The sequence below is a fragment of the Vibrio sp. AIC-3 genome, from assembly GCF_013114515.1.
In the GTDB taxonomy this organism is placed as follows: domain Bacteria; phylum Pseudomonadota; class Gammaproteobacteria; order Enterobacterales; family Vibrionaceae; genus Vibrio; species Vibrio crassostreae_C.
This window is the reverse complement of the sequence record NZ_VTXG01000009.1, coordinates 130,964-151,240: the sequence shown is the minus strand read 5'-3', so window position 1 is coordinate 151,240 and position 20,277 is coordinate 130,964. Positions and strand designations below refer to the sequence as shown.

At 46.3% G+C, this 20,277-nt stretch carries 13 protein-coding genes; 4 read left to right on the top strand and 9 right to left on the bottom strand.

From position 1 onward, the window contains the following. The first annotated feature begins 74 nt into the window (after positions 1-74). The 3 genes from F0229_RS09130 (at position 75) to F0229_RS09120 (ending at position 5,004) form a co-directional block, all read left to right on the top strand. Positions 75-362, top strand: a complete 288-nt coding sequence (locus tag F0229_RS09130; RefSeq protein ID WP_171732693.1) for a hypothetical protein — start codon at positions 75-77, stop codon at positions 360-362. 572 nt (positions 363-934) lie between these two features. Beyond that, positions 935-3,304 (top strand): M4 family metallopeptidase, encoded by a 2,370-nt coding sequence (locus F0229_RS09125; protein WP_171732692.1) that lies wholly within the window; start codon positions 935-937, stop codon positions 3,302-3,304. 143 nt (positions 3,305-3,447) lie between these two features. Further along, positions 3,448-5,004: a M28 family metallopeptidase gene (locus tag F0229_RS09120; protein ID WP_171732691.1), complete on the top strand. Its 1,557-nt coding sequence runs from the start codon at positions 3,448-3,450 to the stop codon at positions 5,002-5,004. Between the two features lie 141 nt (positions 5,005-5,145). On the opposite strand, the gene lhgO is transcribed toward F0229_RS09120, so the two are convergent. The 4 genes from lhgO to F0229_RS09100 form a co-directional block, all read right to left on the bottom strand. Next, positions 5,146-6,363 carry an L-2-hydroxyglutarate oxidase gene (gene lhgO / locus F0229_RS09115; RefSeq protein WP_171732690.1) on the bottom strand — a complete coding sequence of 406 codons (1,218 nt, stop codon included), beginning with the start codon at positions 6,361-6,363 and terminating at the stop codon, positions 5,146-5,148. A 26-nt stretch (positions 6,364-6,389) separates the two neighbouring features. Then, positions 6,390-8,567, bottom strand: coding sequence for a TRAP transporter permease (locus F0229_RS09110; protein WP_171732689.1), 2,178 nt, complete (start codon positions 8,565-8,567; stop codon positions 6,390-6,392). 184 nt (positions 8,568-8,751) lie between these two features. Next, positions 8,752-9,765 carry a TAXI family TRAP transporter solute-binding subunit gene (locus F0229_RS09105; RefSeq protein WP_171732688.1) on the bottom strand — a complete coding sequence of 338 codons (1,014 nt, stop codon included), beginning with the start codon at positions 9,763-9,765 and terminating at the stop codon, positions 8,752-8,754. A 317-nt stretch (positions 9,766-10,082) separates the two neighbouring features. After that, positions 10,083-11,423: a sigma-54 dependent transcriptional regulator gene (locus F0229_RS09100; protein ID WP_102321268.1), complete on the bottom strand. Its 1,341-nt coding sequence runs from the start codon at positions 11,421-11,423 to the stop codon at positions 10,083-10,085. Positions 11,424-11,653: 230 nt separating this feature from the next. Here F0229_RS09100 and F0229_RS09095 point away from each other — a divergent pair, with 230 nt between their 5' ends. Further along, positions 11,654-13,717, top strand: coding sequence for an ATP-binding protein (locus F0229_RS09095; RefSeq protein ID WP_136975820.1), 2,064 nt, complete (start codon positions 11,654-11,656; stop codon positions 13,715-13,717). Positions 13,718-13,836: 119 nt separating this feature from the next. Here the strand turns inward: F0229_RS09095 and F0229_RS09090 are convergent, their stop codons facing one another. The 5 genes from F0229_RS09090 to F0229_RS09070 form a co-directional block, all read right to left on the bottom strand. Next, positions 13,837-16,287: a family 20 glycosylhydrolase gene (locus tag F0229_RS09090; protein ID WP_171732687.1), complete on the bottom strand. Its 2,451-nt coding sequence runs from the start codon at positions 16,285-16,287 to the stop codon at positions 13,837-13,839. 108 nt (positions 16,288-16,395) lie between these two features. Then, the gene (locus F0229_RS09085) at positions 16,396-17,025 is read right to left on the bottom strand and encodes a bifunctional 4-hydroxy-2-oxoglutarate aldolase/2-dehydro-3-deoxy-phosphogluconate aldolase (RefSeq protein ID WP_017082873.1); all 630 of its coding nucleotides are present in this window, start codon (positions 17,023-17,025) and stop codon (positions 16,396-16,398) included. Positions 17,026-17,044: 19 nt separating this feature from the next. After that, positions 17,045-18,013 carry a sugar kinase gene (locus tag F0229_RS09080; RefSeq protein WP_171732686.1) on the bottom strand — a complete coding sequence of 323 codons (969 nt, stop codon included), beginning with the start codon at positions 18,011-18,013 and terminating at the stop codon, positions 17,045-17,047. A gap of 130 nt (positions 18,014-18,143) precedes the next feature. Then, positions 18,144-19,658, bottom strand: coding sequence for a sodium:solute symporter family protein (locus F0229_RS09075; RefSeq protein WP_171732685.1), 1,515 nt, complete (start codon positions 19,656-19,658; stop codon positions 18,144-18,146). 206 nt (positions 19,659-19,864) lie between these two features. Beyond that, positions 19,865-20,257, bottom strand: a complete 393-nt coding sequence (locus F0229_RS09070) for a RidA family protein (protein WP_017065166.1) — start codon at positions 20,255-20,257, stop codon at positions 19,865-19,867. Positions 20,258-20,277: the final 20 nt, after the last annotated feature.

Sequence of the window (20,277 nt, the reverse complement as noted above, 5' to 3'; positions counted from 1 at the left end):
AGAAAGGAATTATGCCAGCATGTTATCGCTGGCATTCATGTTAATGTGGCTACCGATGTATTGTTGAACACGAAATGTACAGCAAAGATCAACACGCCCTAGTTGTTTTAGGCATTGTTTCTCTAGCAGGTTGTTCAGGTATTAACCACAATGAAGAAGTTTACACAGCGCACGCTGAGAGCTTCAACATTGTAGGCTTCCAAGTTCCGGGCAACACTCAAGATCGTGCAATGGAATTGGTTCCTGAAGGCGCAACCGTCGATACCGTTACATCAACAAATTCTGATACGACCTCTGTTTTGGGTGTTATCAACCGTATTATTGGTATTGAATATGTTCAAGTTGGCGGTAAAAAGCAGTAATTCGCTATAGTGACGTTAGCCACGTACCATAATTAAGTGTCGCAGTTGCCTACCTATATTCAGTAGCCTGCACAAACTAAGTTAATCTAAGCCAGTGACCCGTCGCTGGCTTTTTTCATCCAGCAGATTTTGTGCTCTGTGCCAAACAAGTGCCCGATTCCCCTTCCCTCTTTTAACTAACAATTCGAAAAATAAGCCGAAAAGTCTTCGATTTCTTATCAAAATTGCCCCTAAATTCGCTAAATGGCCTTCTGTTTAAAGTGACACTTTCAAATCGTTGATCCTTCTATCAACCCAGAATCCGTTAATTGAGGCACAGATCAATTTACTCGAAAATCTTAATTTCCAAGAGAAATAAACACTTAATAAAAGTGTCACGATTTTATAAATAAACATATAGGTGCGTTCAAAAATAAACAGAAATGATAACTATCTGTAAATACGAGAAATATAAGTTTCATGAATAAAAGAGATCATTGCCATGCTACTAATTAATCAGATCGAATGATGTAAATTCGCTGTGATTAATTTGTTACGTTTTTTTGGATTTTACATGGAAAGAGAAAACAACAATGAAAATAAGAAAACGTTTAGTTGCCGTTGCTATAGCCAGTGCTATGTCTTTGTCAGTGCATGCAAGTGAATCCGTTCAAATCGATCAACCGATCAACTTTACTAGCTTCTCTGGGTTAAACGCTCAGTTAGGAGTCAGTAACGCCTCTAGCTTCAAGATGGTGAAAGAAGTAAACCTGAAAAAGCGTGGTATCTATAAAGTTAAGATCCAGCAGAACATCTGGGGAACACCGGTATGGGGACATTACCTAAATGCCACCCAAAGTGTCCAAGGTGGCGCACTTAAGTCCGTTCAAGGTCGCTACCTTAAAACAACGACCTTAGAGCGATCTTTTGTTAAGCCATCAATCAACAGCGCTCAAGCGGTTGAACTCGCAAGTAAAGATCTAAAGACTCAAGGCTTAACCAGCAAATCTCTAGACAACGTTCAACATCAGCTATTTATCTATCAAGGCTCTGTGAAGCAAGGCATCGGACAGCAAAGCGTAGATAAAACACGACTAGTGTACGTTGTCTCTTACCTAGTAGAAGGCAGTGAACAGCCGACTCGACCGTTCACCATGCTAGACGCGCACACCGGCGAAGTTATCGACCGTTGGGAAGGTATTGCTCACGCACAGATCGGTACAGGCCCCGGTGGCAACGAAAAAACAGGCATGTACGAATACGGCACCGACTACCACTACCTTGATGTGGTAGAAAATGGCACAGAGTGTGTGATGGAGTCTGAAAATGTCGTTACCGTTGACCTAAATGGTGCGACAGACGGCGACACTACTTACAGCTACGAATGTCCTCGTAACGAACATAAAGCCGTGAACGGCGCATTCTCACCACTCAACGATGCCCATTACTTTGGCAACATCGTGTTCGATATGTATAAAAAATGGTTCGACACAGCGCCACTCTCCTTCAAGCTCATGATGCGTGTTCACTACGGTGAAAACTACGAGAATGCATTTTGGGACGGCAGAGCCATGACCTTTGGTGATGGGGAGAGCTTCTTTTACCCGCTTGTTAGCCTAGATGTATCAGCCCATGAAGTGAGCCACGGTTTCACTGAGCAAAACTCAGGTTTGATCTACGCAAACCAATCGGGCGGTATGAACGAAGCCTTCTCTGACATGGCCGGTGAAGCCGCAGAATACTATATGAAAGGCACCAACGACTGGATGGTCGGACGCAATATCTTTAAAGGCGAAGGTGCGCTGCGTTACATGGACGATCCATCACGCGATGGCTCTTCAATCAACAACGCATCCGAGTACTACGATGGCTTAAACGTGCACTACAGCTCTGGCGTGTTCAACAAGGCGTTCTACCATCTTGCAACCACACAAGGTTGGGACACCAAAAAAGCGTTCGAACTGTTCGTGCTAGCCAACCAGATCTACTGGTCTGAAAACAGTGACTTTTGGCAGGGCGCCTGTGGCGTGAAAAACTCAGCAACCGACCTTGGCTACAGTGCCGATGATGTTGTTTCTGCGTTTAACTTAGTGGGTGTATCACCGTGTGGCGAACCACCACTTCCACCAGAACCGGAATATCAACGCCTTGAAAACGGTGTTGAAGCCGCAGTTGCTGGTGAAACAGGCTCAAAAACTTACTTCGATATCGAAGTACCAGAAGGCCAAGACAAGCTAACGATTGATCTTGCTGTGTCTACTGGTGATCCGGATATGTATGTTGGTCTAGATTATGCGCCAAGCTCTCAAGAGAATATCTGTAAGAGTGAAAGCGTAACCGATGAAGTATGTGTAATTGAAAACCCAACAGCTGGTCGCTACACGGTGAACATTCTGGGTTACTCAGATTACGCAGGTGCAAATCTGAAAGCATCGTACGAATCAGGCAATGCTAACGTACCGCCAGTTTCTTCTTTCGAACACACGGTCGTAGGCAAAGAAGTAGAGCTGCGTAGCACAAGTTCGGACAGCGATGGCCAGATCGTCTCTTACCAATGGAACCTAGGCGATGGCAACACGCAAACCGGTGAAGTGACTCGTTATACCTACGCTGAAGCTGGCGACTACGTGGTGACTCTAACCGTGACTGACGATGCAGGCGTTGCAACATCAACCAGCAAGTCGGTCACGATTGAAGGTGACTCAGCAGAAGGCTTCCCGCTAAAACTGAAGTTTGGTAACAAAAACCCGAACGGCAAAGCTCGCGTTAAGCTGGCATGGGATTACGACACCAACGACTACTTCGTGATTAAGCGCAATGGCAAGAATGTTGGCGCTACAGACTTCAACTCATACGTCGACAAGTTCCGTCATAACGGAACAGTAGATGTGGAGTACCAAGTGTGTACCTCAAGCGATATCTGTTCAGAAACCAAGCATTACCGTTTCATTAAAACACAATAATCGATAGTAAATTCAGGGCTCCGAAAGGGGCCCTTTTCGCGGTTAACTGTTCAGAAAATGAAACATCTACACAAAAACATCCACGTATTACACAAAAATCACCCCCATCAACATAACAATACTCACCATAAAAAGGACGACAAATGGCTATTCAAAAAAGCATGCTAGCTTTGGCTGTACTCGGAGGTTCTTTAGCCTTAATCAACAGTACTTCGGCTTACGCATCCCTAGGCATCACACCACCAGCGAACGAAGAAGTTTGGATCACCACCGATGCGGACGCACAACATATTATGACTCAACATGGCGCAACGGTTTATCCAAGCGTGACCGGAAACAAGCATTCCATCGTCGCGAAAATCAACCAGAAAGAGCTGGCGAAACTATCTAGCCACATGCACGAAGAAACCCACCGTTGTGGTGGCTACATGGTGCACGAAGACAAAGCAAGCGCACTCAAAGCGGCAGCTATGCCACTGACCATGAGCAACTTCGAAAAGCCAGTTATCAGCCATCAAGATACGGTGAACGACCTACTCGCTCAGGTCGAGCCGAACAACATGGTCACGACCATCGAAAATCTAACCAACTTCACCAACCGTTTTTATACTACTTCTACTGGTGTCGCTGCTTCAGATTGGCTTTTAGAACGTTGGGAGACGGAAATTAAAGATGTGCCGTATGCGTCTGCACGCCAGATCACGCATGCCGAATACCCACAGAAATCCGTTGAAGTGACACTGCTTGGCGCTAAATATCCTGAAGAGATCGTCGTGGTTGGTGGACACCTTGATTCGACCGTTGGATCTTGGACAAGCGAAGGCACCATCTCACCGGGAGCCGATGATGATGCGTCAGGCATTGCAACGGTAACAGAGTCGCTTCGCCTGATGATCGCCAGTGGTATTCAACCAGACAAAACCATTAAGTTCTATGGTTATGCTGCTGAAGAAGTAGGGCTACGTGGCTCACAAGATGTCGCCAACGCTTTAAGAGATGAGCAAGCCAACGTTGTATCGGTATTGCAATTAGACATGACCAACTACAACGGTTCAGCGCACGATATCACCTTCATCACAGACTACACCGACAGCAACCTCACCGCCTATTTAAGCGAGCTGATCGACACTTACGCGAGCGACATCAGTTACGGTTTCGATGATTGTGGCTATGCCTGTTCTGACCACGCCTCTTGGCACAATGTTGGCTACCCAGCTGCCATGCCATTCGAAAGCATGTTCAATGATTACAACCCAAGTATTCACACTGAGCACGACACGCTTGAGAACTCCGATCCTACGGCGACACACGCGACCAAGTTCGCCAAACTAGCCATTGCTTACCTTGTCGAAACCAGCCTTGATTCACCCGTTGCAGGCCCTAAAGAGCTGCAAAATGGCGTGCCTGTTAAAGGACTTACTGCAGGATATGGTGAAGAGCAGTTCTTCACATTTACGACTCAAAGTGCAGGTCAGTTAACGGTAACATTAACCGGCCCTCGAAGTGGCGATGCCGACTTATATGTGAAACACAACGGCACCGTATCGAAAGCAAGCTACGACTGTCGCCCATACCAGAACAGCAGCAACGAACAGTGTGTGTTAGATATGCCTGCGGGTGAGTTCAACATCATGGTGCGTGGCTATCGCAACTTCAGCGACGTATCTATCGTTGCTAATTTCGTTCCTGATTGGCTGTAAGGTTAATTGACTGACTAACTAACGTTAATCCGAACAAACATGGCGAAAACTAAAAACCCGCGAGTTCGATCCCTTAATAGAATTGAGCTCGCGGATTTTTTATTCTCTTTGGAGAAAAGTTCGATCAATGATCTTCAGTTTTCATCTAGTCGTCTTTTTCATCACCTTAGTACAAATATACTCACCAATCGGCATCGCCGAAGTCGCTGCCGGTGATGGCGCGTTACATACATGTAAGCTTCTTGGGCTTTCGGCAAACAGGAAATCATGGACCAAGGTGCCATCCTTCAGTACCGCTTGAGCACGAATCCCAGCAGGATAAGGCTTAAAATCATCAACCGTAATACTCGGGCAGTATTTGTTCACTAGCTTTAGATATCCCGGTTTCCACCACGAGTTCTTAAACTCGACCAAACCCGTTTTCAAGTGATTCGCAGTCACTTTCCAAAAACCCACAAAGCTCAGCATCTGCCAAGTGTCCTTGAAGCTAAAGTTAAGCTTGCCATAACCTTCTCGCTTCCAGCCTTGAACTGCATTTGGCCCTACTGTTACGGAGCCATCAATCATGCGTGTTAAATGCACGCCCAAGAAAGGCAGTTCTGGGTCAGGGATCGGATAGATAAGATGATTCACCACTTGGTTGTGCTTAGCGTCTAACTGATAATACTCACCGCGATAAGGCACGATTTGGAAGTCGGTTTCGATGTCTAACATCTTGGTCATTCTATCGGCCATCAAGCCAGAACACGTGATCAAGAATCGACTGTTCAGTTGAAGAGTCTGACCATCTACTTTGCACGTTAACTGCACTTCATCTTCTTGCTCATCGGCCATGATCACTTCCGTACCAAGGCTAAGCTTACCACCCGCCTCAACAAACTCTTGAGCCATCACTTCGGTGACTTTTTTGTAGTCGACGATACTGGTGGTTTTGACATAAATCGCACCCAAACCCGTGATATTTGGCTCGGCAAGTTTGAGCTGAGCTTGATCCAACAAATCAACATCAATATCGTTATCGTGGCAACGCTGATAGAGCGTATTCATTCGCTCCACTTCTTGCTCATTGGTCGCGACCAACAACTTACCGCAGTTTTCGACGGGGATATCGTGTTGGCTACAAAAGGCGATGGTGCGCTCTACGCCGCGTTTACAAAAATCCGCCTTTAAACTGCCCGGAGCGTAGTAAACACCAGCATGAATCACCCCGCTATTATGGCCAGTTTGGTGCTGCGCGAAACCACGTTCCTTCTCGACTAAAAGGATACTTTTATCAGGGTGAGCTTGCTGTAATTGCCAAGCCGTCGACACGCCAACAATGCCGCCACCAACGATAATATAGTCGTATATTGAGTTCATAATATTCCTACATTCAATCCTTTTAATTATAGGGAAGACGCGACAGTGTTAGACCCGGTTTGAGGTAACTTTTTTTCCTCACTTTCTGATTCCATTTTCACTTGATTAGCATCGTATTTACGACCGCTGTAGATAAAGATGCCAACAAAAATGGCAACACATACCAAACGGATCACGACTGAAACATCAGGCCATACTAGAGCTATACCTACCGCAACCAACACTACTCGAGTAATAATATTAACTTCGCTCTCTAGATAACCTTCAATCGCCGCGATAAACGCGTAAGTACCAATAACAGCAAAGCCACCCGTGACTAACACGGAGATCACATCCCAACTTACCAAGTTAGTGTAGGCAATCAACAATGGTACTAAATACAAGCCTTTGGCTATCTTCCATGCCATTAATCCCGTTCTCATCGGGGGTGTTTTAGCAATGGTTGCAGCCGCAAATGCAGTTAAACAAACAGGCGGAGTCACGTTGCTGTCTTGCGATAGCCAGAAAATGATCAAGTGGGCAGAAAGCAGTGCAAGGCTGATCGCTTCTAAGCCAAGGCTCTGTTCAAGCAGAGTTTCCACAAAATCAGCAGGGACTAACGCAATCATCTCTTTGGCTGTTTCAAGTGCCATTGGCGCGTTCAGCAAATCAAGCTTATCTGGCGCAGCCAACATGAAGATAGCTTTCGCCTGTTCCGGTAACTGTCCCGAAACCAACAGGTCGAGCAACTGACTTTCAGCAATCAGTTTATACAAAGCTGGTGCAGACAGAGTACCCAACACGATATAAGCCGCGGTTACTGGTAACCCCATGCCCAGAATCAAAGACGCCAGTGCAATTAAGGCGATCATCACCAACAAATCGCCGTTCGCCCAGCTGTTGATCATCAACGAGAAGGTGTTACCAATACCAGTCGTGCTGATCACGTTGATCACCAGACCAATGCCCACTAGCAACACAGCCGTGGTCGCCATGTTTTTTGCGCCTTGAGAAAGCGCTTCGATGATCGCCTTTGGACCCATTTTGTGATTTTTAGAGAACCATGAAGCCACCACGACAGACAGAATCGAGATGCCCGCAGCGTAAGTCGGCGTAAAGCCCTTCACCAACAGAGTCACTAACACCGCTAATGGGATCAGGTTGTGCCAACCCGACAGCAATACTTTCAATAGAGGCTCACAGCCAGAAGTCACCTTTTGCACACCACTGCGTTTTGCTTCGATGCGCACGAAGAATGCCACAGACAAAAAGTAGATAAGCGCAGGAACGAAGGAAACCGCAATAATATCGACATAAGGAATTTGCGTGTAAGAGGCCATGATGAACGCGCCCGCACCCATCACAGGTGGCATCAGCTGCCCGCCAGTAGATGCAGCCGCTTCAACACCTGCCGCGAAGCGCGAAGGGAAACCTGCCTTTTGCATCAAGGGAATACTGATCACGCCCGTCGATACTGTGTTTGCTACGCTCGACCCGGAGACTGAGCCCATCAAGCCGGAGCCAATCACGGCGATGAAGCCGGGGCCACCAATCACTTTGCCTGCCGCTGCGCGAGACACATCAATGATGTAATCACCGACACCCGAACGCACTAAGAATGCGCCAAACAGGATGAACATGAACACGAAGGTCCAACTGATTCTTGAGATCGAACCAAACATCCCTTCTGATGAATAAAAGCTTCGATAAAGTAACGTCTCAAGGCTTAAACCCGGAAAATGAAAAATACCGCTGGTCCATTGTCCCCAAAGCACTACATAACTTAAACACACTAAGATAAGCACTGGAATGAACCAGCCCATAGTGCGTCTAATCAGCTCAATGACGATGGCAATCGCCAAGATAGAGAAAAACCAATCACTGGCGATAAATTTTACGCCTCGGTCATACAACGCATCTTCTGCAAAGGGGATGTAGATAAGACAAGCCAGAGCCGCCAAGGCAATTCCGATATCGACCGCCAGAGCTATCTTGCTCTTTTTCAGTGAGATATGAGCGGGATACCAAAGCGCGCAAATGATTGCGAAACCAGCGAAATGCGTCGCCGAAATCCAAAGCTCTGGCAAGGTAGATAAGGTATTAAACCAAATATGTAGGAGGGAGAGTATCACTCCCATTGTCGTTATTGCTTTGCCTACCCAAGGGAAATCTGTTCGGGTAGGCAATTCGAATTTTTTCAGTTCCTGCTGCAGCGAATCGCTCATAGAAAACTCCTGCTCTCCGCAGCAAACACGAAGAGAAAATCCATAAAGTGAGGAGGTGCACGAACACATTCTTGAGCGAACGTGCACCAAGCAATTAAGTCACGAAGGGGTTAGTTGATGACAAACAGCTAGTTCGCGACAAATCATTAGCTCACGAACCAATAGTTACCTGACAAAAGATAAGCTAGTTAACGATCAACTCAGAAGGGATTTCTATACCCACTTCTTTATAGTAACGAGCAGCACCTGGGTGAAGCGGAACAGGAAGGCCTGCGATCCCTTTCTCAAGTGCCATTGCTTTGGTTGCTTTGTGGATACCTTGTAGGAAAGGTAGGTTTTCATAGATAGCTTTGGTCAGTTGATACACATCTTCTTCAGAAATGTCTTCACGAACCGCTAGGAAGTTAGGTTGGGCAATCGTAGTAATTGGTTTATCGACACCTGGATAAGTGTTTGCTGGGATCTCATACTTGGTCCAAATATTGTAATCACCATTCGCTTGTTTGATTTGTGCATCGGTAAACGACAAGATTTGAATATCTTCACCCAGTGCTGCAAAGGCTTGCGTCACCGCACCAACAGGAACACCAGCAGGCGTGTTCATACCATCAATTGTGCCATTTTGTAATGCGCTCGCACTGCCACCATAACCCATAAAGGCGAGTTTAAATTGTTCTGGGTCCACGGATAAGCCTTGCATGATTTGACGACCTGAGTTTTCAGTCCCAGAGTTCTTCTTACCGATAGAGAATTTCTTACCGTTTAGGTTCTCTAGATCGCTTACCGTACCTGTTTTTGCTAGATCTGAACGCACAATAAAGTGTTCTACGTTTTGCCATAACATGGAAACTGAACGCAGTTGAGTTTGTCTGCCAGATTTCTCATATGGCCCTAAACCCTGCCAAGCCCAAGCACCATACAAACCTTGTAGAATAGCGAACTGAGCTTCGTTCTCGTTCAACAACTTTACGTTCTCACCCGAGCCCGCAGAGCTGATAGCCGCTAAAGAAAAATGCTGCTTAGGCGCAAGCTTAACTTTACTCAATGTCGCTAAGGCCACACCCACTGGATAATAGGTACCACCCGTTGAAGCCGTCGCTAAAATATAGCTGCGATCTTCTTCAGCTGACGCATTACTGATAAGGCCAAGAGAAGCCATTGCTAGCGCTAAAGTTTTAACCAGCTTGTTGTATTTCATTGTTACTCTCCATGTAGAGTTATTCACGTTATATTTTTGTTAACAACAATAGATAGCAAGCGTAATGCCAGTTTTTAACTATTTGTTTTAATTTACTTTTATTTTAAAACCTATTCAAAATAAGCCGTTTTTTGCTTATTCCCCTGTTATTAAGTAAGCCATTTTTTGCTTATCGGCTACCGGAATTAACACCTGTAGATCGGGAAGCAAGTCACACCATGTTGCAGTTGTGTGATCAATGTATGTAAATTGATAAATATGCAATGAGCCATTTATTGCTCATTAAAAATCAACAAGCACTGCGATGAAGCCGCTCTCTAAGGGTCAACATAGTCACTTCGATTTAACCCATAACGCACCATCTTTTGGTTCAATGTTCGACGAGGTAAATCCAAATCTTGCATCACGTCATTGATACGCCCTTTATAACGAACTAAGGCATCATGAATCACTTTCCTTTCAAAGCTCTGTACTTGAACCGCCAAAGGGATGCCCGCCGTTGTGGACTCTGTGACAGAATTGGGACGACACGCCAAAATATCCCCAACGGTCAAGCTTTCATCCAATGCAAAACGAATCGCAACATTACGCAGTTCACGCACATTGCCCGGCCACGCATACGAGAGCAGTGCATAGCGATCAGCCTCACTGGCTATACGTGTTTCGGAATTGGCTTCTTGGGTGAAGTGTTCAAACAAAAGTAAGGCATCTTCTTCACGCTCACTGAGTGGAGGCAAATGCAGCTGGGCAACATTCAAACGATAGAATAGATCTTGGCGAAAGTCGGGGTGATTCAGTAGATCGCTTTTCGAGGCAGAGACCACTCGTAGATCAACATGTTGTTGCTGATTCCCCCCCACGCGTTCGACGACATTATCTTGCAAGGTGCGCAGCACTTTTACCTGCATCGACAGCGGCATGCTCTCTATTTCATCAAGGAACACTGTGCCTTTGTCGGCAAATTCCAGCTTACCAATGCGTCGTTTGGCCGCACCAGTAAACGCTCCGGCTTCGTGTCCAAACAGCTCGCTTTCAAAGAGATTTTCTGGGATTGCGCCACAGTTGAGCGGAACAAACGGATGGGTTTTACGTTGGCTGAATTCATGTAAGCAAGAGGCGACCAGCTCTTTACCACAACCCGTTTCACCATAGATGATCACGTTGGTGTCTATGGAAGCGACTTTCTGGATTTGCTCGCGCAGTTCACACATCACTTTACTGCGACCGATCAGCACCTGTTCAATGCCCTTAAGGTTATCCAGATAGTTCTGACGACTGTTTCTGTCTTGGCCACTTTGATGTTTATCTACCGCTTCCGATACCGTTTGAGACAGACGCTCTGGGTCGAATGGCTTCTCAATGAAGTCATAGGCACCTTGCTGTAAGGCTTTCACCGCCATATCGACATCACCATGCCCAGTAATCAAAATAACAGGCACATCTGGCACAAGACCTTTGAAACGCCCTAGCAGATCAACACCATCAATATCAGGTAAACGAACATCGGTGATAATGGTTTGAAAATCACCCTGCTCAACGGCGTTTAACGCATCTTGTCCTACTTCAAATGCGGTGACATCGAAGCCCGCCAGCTGCAACCATTGGCTGGTTGCTTGACGCACAATCGCGTCATCTTCAATTAAAGCAATACGCTGCATAGTTTGGTTCCGCCACTCTACATCTGATTAATATCGTCCACGGTATGTAAAAAAACCTCAGACGAAAAGGAGCTAGCTCCCACTTTGAATAACACTCCTTTAACAGTTTAATAATGTTTGTTAGCTTCGATTTGTCTCACTCTCCATTCGCTTAAAAAGCAAACATAAAACCTTGTCAAACCACTAGCTCAAAGAGGCAAGCCACTAATTTTAAAGGGATTTGATAAGAAATGATGAATAACAATCGATATTGGTTATTCCTGTGTACCTGTTTATTGATTGGTTTGGTGCAGGTCACCACCAAGAATGGCATCAGCCAGTGGAAGCTTGAACAAGCCCAACGCTATGCCGAACAGCGCTTCCTTGGCTACATTGCCGAAGCAAGGCGAACCCTTAAGCGTTTCTATTATCTGCCCTACCTAGTAACCAATGATGAAACCAGTGTGCGCTTCATTGATGGTGAAGCCCGCCTAGAAAAACGCATTAAGAAGCAGCTGATTCAATTGGATAAAGCCGCCAACACCAAGGGCTGGTATCTGCTTTCTGGCGAAGGGGACTTGTTGGTATCGAGTGTTGAAAGAAGCAAACTGAGCAATAAGAACGCCAGTACAATTGTTTCGAAGATCCACCAACAAGGTGGTGCGATTTCAGTGGTGACAAAAAACAAAGGCGTGACACCCGATTACTTCATAGCGGCACCCGTATATCGAGCCTCTGATGTGGTTGGCATTGTCGCGGTGCAAATCGATTTGTCATTGTTAACCGATCAATGGTTTGCCGATGGTGAGGCGATACTGTTTCAGAACCCTCGCGATCAGTTCTTTCTCTCCAGTGACAACAGGTTGAGTGCCGATTGGTTCAATGACACCTTCAATTCTCAGCCCACAGCGACAAAACGTGAGCTGTATGACCAAACCCATATTCGCGTGTGGCGATTGCAAGATAAAGATTACCTAATTCAGTCCATCAAGTTAGACGATCTGAATTGGCGTTTAACCTACCTAACGCCATTAACCAGCCTCAACCAGACCACGAACTGGATCAGCTGGAGTGTGGCGGTTGGCTGTCTTTTCATTCTGTTACTGTTGGTTATTCTTTACCAAAGACGCCAGAAAAAGCTCAGCAATCTGAGAATCCAAAAGCTTATCGAAGAGTCTGAGAAACGACTGTCTGGGATGATCAATAAAACCCATGTTGGGTTAATACTGATCGATAAACACGGACGCATTCACGATATCAACCTGATGGCGAAGAACTACTTTTCACTATCTGATTCAATGATCAATAACATCAAGGCGTGGCAGTTATTTGAGGCAGGTAACCCGAATTCAACCACCTTGCAACTGCTCAAAAACTTAGAGCAGCATCAAGAGCTGGCCGAGATAACTAGCGTCGAAACCATGGCAAGACGCAGCGATGGCAGCTACTTCCCTGTTTTATTCTCTATTAGCGCCTTTCCTTGGCATGCGACGACTTACTACCTGTGTACCGTAATCGATATCAGCAAACGTAAGAAAGCCGAAATTGCGGTGCAAAACGCCAATAAAACGCTACAACTGCGGGTCGAAGAGCGAACTCAAGATCTAAAAGATGCGCAGCAAGAACTTGTCGAATCTAGCAAACTGGCTGCACTAGGGCGGATGTCGAGTGCGATTACTCATGAACTCAATCAGCCGCTTACTGGCCTAAAAACCCTACTTTCGAGTAACCAGTTGCTGATGGAAAGAGGCGAGACTAAGATGCTGAAAGCGAACATGGATCTGGTGATGAGCCTAATCGACCGAATGGCTAACATGACTAGCCAGCTGAAGTCATTCGCCTTTCAAAGGCTTGAGAAACCTTATCCTGTTTCCCTAACAGACGCACTGCAAGAAACCCTGCGTATTCATCAAACCGAGCTAGACAGCGTCGATATTCGTGTGCGTATCGCTTCCAATATTTCGATGGTAATGGGAGAAGAAGCACGACTTCGCCAAGTGCTTGGTAACCTGCTTAGAAACGCCATCGATGCTACTCAGAATCAAACACCCGCGACCATTGTTATCAGTGCACATACCGATCAACAACGTGTGATCATCAAGGTGCAAGACAATGGCTGCGGTGTATCAGAAGACCAACTCGAAACCATTTTCGAACCGTTTCATACCAACAAAAAAATGGGCGAAGGTTTGGGGCTCGGGTTAGCTATTACAGCCAACAATGTACGGGATATGCAAGGCACCTTGATAGCAAAGAACAACCCAGACCAAGGCATGACATTCACATTAACGCTGAAGAATATAGATAGTGAGTAGTTACTAACAAAAAGCATTAAATCGCACCACATAAAGAAGACAGAACTAAAAAACCGCCCACAGAGGGCGGTTTTGATTCACTTATTGGCGTGTGACTTATTCACTAATCCGTTAACGACTTACTCAGCTAACTGCTTCAACAACAGTTCTGTTGGGCGCACAATCGCGATGATCGATTCATCGTAGATTTTCGCTGAATCAAACAGTATCGCTTGGTAGGCATTCACGTCAGCTTCTCTTACCTTCTCGCCAGCTTGCGCTTTAGCAATCAAAGTTAATGCTAAATCTGCAACTTCAACGGTTTTCTCTGCAACCACCACAGTCTCTACCGAAGACACGTTACCAGCGAAGACAGTTTCCGCCGCTAGTGCAGCTGATTTTGCTTGCTGATAATGCTCTGCAAGTTGCTCTAGCGCCTGCTGATTGCCTGTCGCCACTTCATTGACCAAGTCTTGCATCTCATACACCGCGTAGCTTTCTACTGGCAAAGCATCCACGAAGCGATTTAGGCGCTCGTATTGGCTGTACAAGGTGCCCTTAGGTTCAGTGGAGTTCCACTTTTCCCAGTTGCGAGCATAGTATTGAGCCGGCTCGGTGTATTTCGCTAGCACGCGCAGGTCGTGAATATCTTGGCCTTTGGCAATGCGCTTCAACAGCATATCAGCATCTGCGTGATGACGTAGCCCTACCGATACTTCCGACCATGTATCCATCGCTTTCATGCGCTTATACATACTGCGTTCGTCTGTCAGTTCTGCATCCGACCAGAAACGTTCTGCAATTGCATAACTGCGAGGCCATAGGTAGTTTTCGACCGTGAGGCTGTCTTTGTTTTCTAGCCACATGGTGATCTCGCCGCCTAAAATCAGCTCTTTTTCTTTGTCGGTTAGCTCCGCGGGGTAGCCTCCGTTTGGCTCAGGGATCACGCTGCCTTCTACATAGCTGCTCGCAATCACTTCGCCTGTGGTTGGCCAGCGCACGTTACCAATTAACTGATAGCTGCCTTCCGCAAACCCATTTGGATTCAAGTTCAGGTTGAATTCGGTATACGACATGAAGTTATCGAAGTGGCCGACAAAGGTTTTACCCGGCACATAATCAAGGATGTAGATCTCTTCACGAGACTTACCGTTGTAATCACTGAATGCGCGGAACGTGCCGTCTTTTGCTTCAATGATAGTCAGTGTTCCCTTACGTGGGCTGCCTTTAGAGCGAGGCTTTTTCCATTGGTAAGTCACAAACTTCTCACCACTGTGCAGCTTATCGTCAACCGTGATGCCACTTGGCATTGGATCATTGCGATAGTGGTAACTGGTTGGCTGAGGTTGGTCTAGGTAGTAACCCGTAGACAGAATACCTGGGTAGCCCTCTTTCGCCGCACGACCGATACTGTCGTGTCCTTGCCAGCTTTGAATCACGATAGAAGTTGGCAGATCTTTATGCCAAATCTCATCCCAACCCGTCATCTTCTTGCCACGCTCTTCCAGCATCTTTTCAACTTTTACGTTGAGGTAAGACTGTAAGCCGCGCTCGCCATCGATATTGTTCTCTTCGATGAACTGTTGGTGCTTTTCGCTGTTTTTCCATTGCGCATAGTTCGGCTCATCGCCACCAATGTGGAAGTACTCGTCTGGGAACAGTTCTGTCACTTCATCAAACACGTCGCCCAGCATTTCATAGAGCTCTGGGTTAAGTGGGTCCATCAATGGCTCAAATACACCCCAGCCACGTTCTTGTTCGTAGCTTTGACCTTCACCACCCGACATCAAGCGTGGGTAAGCGTGCGCCACAGCAGAAGAGTGTCCCGGCAGTGAAACTTCTGGAATAACACGAATACCAAGATTACGAGCGTACTCAACTAAGTAACGAACTTGGTCTTTGGTGTAGTAATCACCATCAGTGGTTTCTGACCATAGACGCGGCCAAGATTCCGTTTGAATGCGGATACCTTGATCGTCCCAGAAGTGCCAATGGAACACGTTCATTTTCGCAGAAGCCATCGCATCTAGCTGACGAATCAACACATCAAATTCAATGAAGTGACGCGAGGTATCGTAAGAGACTCCACGCCAACGAAAGCGGGGCTCATCAACAATGGTTACGGCAGGAATATGGTAGCCAGTTGCTGTGGTTTCAACGAGCTGTAAAAGGGTTTCGATGCCGTGAATAGCGCCATATGGGCTTGGTGCGCTCAGCGTGATTTGCTCACCCTGAGTCGTAATTTTGTAAGACTCTACAGAGTCGATGTTCTGTACTTCAGACTTTGGCGCCGCGTCGATATCAATGATCAGGTTCGCTTCGTCTGCGCTATCAACCTGCCAGTTTAGAATCGGCACGCCAGTTTGGCGCTCTAGGCGATCGATAAAGCGTTTCGCGGTGTATTCAACGCGATCAGAGTTAAAGCCTTTGATGTAAACCTTGAAGTTACCGTCGACCTTAACTTGCCCAGCTTGCAGCTCGACTGTTTGTGGATACGGCATTAAATTTAGATCGGTATTCGGAGCCATTGCTAACGCCATTGGGGACACTACTGAACTTGAAATCAATAGAGACAATATAGTTTTTTTCATTATTAGTTTTCCTATATAACGGACGTTCTGTTTTGTTTATCGGAGGCGATTCACAAAACAGAACCTTCAGCCACTGCTGTTGTTTATCTTTATTCCAAACGCTTCTCGTTAGTTCACAAGAGCGACCGCTTCTCGAACTAACTCCGCGATCTCGTCCCACTGTTCGTTCTCGATCATCTTCGGAGATACCATCCAAGTACCACCACAACACACCACGCGATCCACAGCTAGATAGTCATTAACGTTGTGTTTGCCGATACCTCCCGTTGGCATTAAAGACACATCAACGTATGGCGCTAACAGAGATTTCACCATGTTGATGCCGCCAGACGCTTCTGCAGGGAAGAACTTCAAGAAGTTAAGGCCAAGCTCTAGCGCTTGCTCTACTTGGCTTGGGTTATTTACGCCCGGAACGATTGGCATGCCGATCTCTTGGCAGCGTTTTACGGTGTTTGGATTCAGGCCCGGAGCCACGATGAATTCGCTGCCCGACTCTTTCGCTAGGTCAATCTGCGCTGGTGTTAATACTGTGCCGGCACCGATACACATCTCTGGATACGCATCGCGCATCGCACGAATCGCGTCTGCTGCCGCTTCAGTACGGAATGTTACTTCAGCAACTGGTAGGCCGTTTTCTACCAACACCTTTGCCAGTGGAATCGCGTGTTCAACCTTGTTGATTTGGATAACAGGGATAACTTTGAATTGCTTAAGTTTGTTGATCATTTCTTGAGACATAATAATTCCGCTTTTTATTTTATTTTTTAATCAGTTGGCTCATAGCGCTCACGGGGATAATCGCGCCAGAGTATTGAATAACGATGGAAGCCAGTTGGTGGCCAAGTTCGGCTGCATCGGTGGCGCTCTCGCCAGTAAGACGCGCAGCTAAATAGCCCGCAGCGAATGAATCGCCCGCAGCACAGGTGTCGACCACGTTAGAAACAGGAGTCGCTGAGACATAATTCTCAATAATGTTGCCCTGTTCAACTTGAACAATCTTGCATGGCTCGCAGCCACGTTTGATGACGATCTCTTGGCAACCCAAACGGAGGCAGCGTTGTTGAACGCTCTCTGAGTTACCCCAAACCAGCAGGTCGTCGTCTTCGGTAATCAGGGCGATGTCCACCAACGGCAGTAACTTGGCATACCAACGTCGAGCTTGCTCGGTGCTCCAAAGTTGCGGGCGATAGTTGTTATCAAAAATCACCTTGCCGCCTTGGTTTGAGAACACGCCAATGGCTTTGAATAAACGCTCGCGAGAGGCATCATCCAAGATCGCGATACTGATACCGCTGATGTAAACCGCATCGACTTGTTTCTCTGTCAGGGCGATTTCAAGCTTATTCAGGTTGTCGGTTTGCTTGTTTAAGTTATCAATTTGAAAGTAAGATTTTACTGCCGCATCGTTGCGCCAGTAGTGAAAATGTCGCTCACCCGTTTCATCGGTTTCGACCATGTAGAGTCCAGGAAGCTTGCTGGCGATGCGTTCGACGAAATTGGTTTGAATACCTTCTAACTGCCAGCTATCAATCATATTTTGAGACAGTTCATCGCAACCAAGTCCAGTCGCGTAGTGAACAGAGAGGTTTTGATGTTGGGTTAAGCGAGAAAGGTAAAGCGCGGTATTGAGCGTGTCACCGCCGAATTTTTTGGTTAATGGAGAGCCGCTGATTTCGACCATGCACTCGCCAAAAAAAGCAATATTGAAGTTAGAAGATGCAGGCATAGCAGATCCTAAAATAGAGAGATAAATGGGGAAGAAGGTTCTACCGAGAAGCAGAGCCTGAGCTAGCTAAACCACTCCACAGCTTGTTGTACTGAATTTGTTGTACTAACTAGCTGTGGAGCGTTTTAGATTAGCTTGTTTGATTAGCAGGACGTTGAGAAGACGCTTCTTCTTCAAGCACACCTGAGTCTGACAATTCCATTTCCATCAGAGCGCGCTCGTCATCAAGAATCGCTTTTGCCATTTCAGGTGTTACTTGGTTAGCCGGAGTCACTAGGCTCACAACCACACCAGCCGTTAGAGCAAATAGACATGAAGGAATCACAGGGTTGCCCCAGAAGGCTGTGTAGTCAGCGTTTAACATTACTACGAATGAAGCTACAGAAGCACCCGCTAGTGTTGCAAGCGCACCTTGCCAGTTGTAGCGTTTCCAGAATTTACCCAACATACCGCACACAAACATGCCCGACATAACCGTTGAAATCATCTTAGTGATGTAGCCAATGATGTCGTTTGACGTCAGTGCGAACAGTAGTGCGAAGCCAATCACCACAACCAAAGCTAGACGAGAGTAGTTCAACATTGATTCTTTGTTTGGTACGCGGCCTGTGAACATCACGTACACGTCACGCAGTAGGATAGATACACCGGCAATCGCATCTGAGCTTGCACTCGACATGGTTGCAGATAGACCTGCGATAAGAACAATCATGCCTACGCCAACTGGAAGAACCGTTGCAGCTACGTATGGGAACGAGTAGTTCGGGTTATCCAATGATGGGTCGATTGCGTGCGCAGCCATACCAATGATTGCTGGAATAATAGAGAAGAAAAGGTACAACACACCAGAAGCGACAAATGAGCGACGGATAGTTGAAACATCTTTACCAGAGTAGATACGCTGACGGAATGAAGGTGTTGCAAGTACGCCCACACCGATAACCACAGCCAGAGAAACAGCAGGCAGAATGCCCAGTTTATCGATTGCTAAAAAGCTTGTAGCAGCAGGGTCCATCGCAGCGTAAAGGTTGTCCATGCCACCAATGTGATCAACAGACATTACCGCCATTAGGATGAAGCCAGCAAAAAGGATGATTGCTTGAATCGTATCGGTCCATACAACTGCTGTGTAACCACCGATAACAACGTAGATAGTGAAAGCTGCAGCAATAATAATTTTCGCAAGGTTAAGGTCGATGTCTGCAATCCACGCTAGGTACATGCCGCCACCTAGAATGTGCGCACCTAACCAACCGATTGACGCGATAAAGATAAGTAGGCCAACCACGTTTTTTACGATTCGGTTAGCGCCAACGTAATAAGCCAGCTCTTCACTCATGGTCATGAAGTTCAGTTTACGAACCGGAGCAAACCAAAGTGCAAGCAATAGGATGCCGACAGCACCGCCAATTCCGTACAGAGCACCTGCCCAGCCATTTGCGTAGCCGAAGCCAACCGCGCCCATACTTGAACCCGTGCCGACCATAGTCGCAACCGTTGTACCAAGTACTAAGAATAATGGCAGGCCACGGCCGCCTAATAAGAAATCTTCGCCAGATTTTTGATTACGCGAGACAAACCAGCCTAACCAAATTAAAAAACATACGTACACGCCGAAGCCTGTAAGAAAAAGTGTACTGTTCATTTGACACCTCTCAGTGAAATATTGAGTTCATTCTTGAACTTTATTTATGATTCATTCATTTTTATATTTCATATAATTACTTTATTGATTTTATCTATTTTAATTAAAGTAATTTTTATAAATGTAGGGTGAGAGTATTAAAGGATAATAACAGGGATGACTAACCCCTAATACTCTCTAAGTAGGTAATTGTGATTAGGTTATTACTAAACGCGATCCGCGCGGTAGCAAGTCACATCTACTTCAACCTTCACGTCTACAACTAGGTCGCAAACCATGCAGATACGAGCCGGTGGGTTAGCACCGAAGAACTCTTTGAATACCTTATTAAAAGATTGGAAGTAACGAGAATCCGTTAGCACAACCTTTACGTGCATTACGTCTTCTAGGCCGTAGCCCGCTTCAGTCATGATATCGACACAGTTTTGGATCGCTAGGCGAGACTGGTCAACAATGCCACCCTCTACCACTTCACCATCTGTCATCGGTGTCTGGCCAGAAACGTATAGGAAACCACCCGCTTCAGTTGCGCGTGCAAATGGTAAATGTTGTCCGCCTGTACCTGTACCGCCTTCAACACCGTAACGTTTAATAGTCATTTTTTAACTCCACTTCTTTA

Bases quoted from the DNA above. Each gene is read 5' to 3' on its own strand.
- F0229_RS09130 (WP_171732693.1), top strand. From the start codon at position 75: ATGTACAGCAAAGATCAACACGCCCTAGTTGTTTTAGGCATTGTTTCT.
- F0229_RS09125 (WP_171732692.1), top strand. From the start codon at position 935: ATGAAAATAAGAAAACGTTTAGTTGCCGTTGCTATAGCCAGTGCTATG.
- F0229_RS09120 (WP_171732691.1), top strand. From the start codon at position 3,448: ATGGCTATTCAAAAAAGCATGCTAGCTTTGGCTGTACTCGGAGGTTCT.
- lhgO (WP_171732690.1), bottom strand. From the start codon at position 6,363: ATGAACTCAATATACGACTATATTATCGTTGGTGGCGGCATTGTTGGC.
- F0229_RS09110 (WP_171732689.1), bottom strand. From the start codon at position 8,567: ATGAGCGATTCGCTGCAGCAGGAACTGAAAAAATTCGAATTGCCTACC.
- F0229_RS09105 (WP_171732688.1), bottom strand. From the start codon at position 9,765: ATGAAATACAACAAGCTGGTTAAAACTTTAGCGCTAGCAATGGCTTCT.
- F0229_RS09100 (WP_102321268.1), bottom strand. From the start codon at position 11,423: ATGCAGCGTATTGCTTTAATTGAAGATGACGCGATTGTGCGTCAAGCA.
- F0229_RS09095 (WP_136975820.1), top strand. From the start codon at position 11,654: ATGATGAATAACAATCGATATTGGTTATTCCTGTGTACCTGTTTATTG.
- F0229_RS09090 (WP_171732687.1), bottom strand. From the start codon at position 16,287: ATGAAAAAAACTATATTGTCTCTATTGATTTCAAGTTCAGTAGTGTCC.
- F0229_RS09085 (WP_017082873.1), bottom strand. From the start codon at position 17,025: ATGTCTCAAGAAATGATCAACAAACTTAAGCAATTCAAAGTTATCCCT.
- F0229_RS09080 (WP_171732686.1), bottom strand. From the start codon at position 18,013: ATGCCTGCATCTTCTAACTTCAATATTGCTTTTTTTGGCGAGTGCATG.
- F0229_RS09075 (WP_171732685.1), bottom strand. From the start codon at position 19,658: ATGAACAGTACACTTTTTCTTACAGGCTTCGGCGTGTACGTATGTTTT.
- F0229_RS09070 (WP_017065166.1), bottom strand. From the start codon at position 20,257: ATGACTATTAAACGTTACGGTGTTGAAGGCGGTACAGGTACAGGCGGA.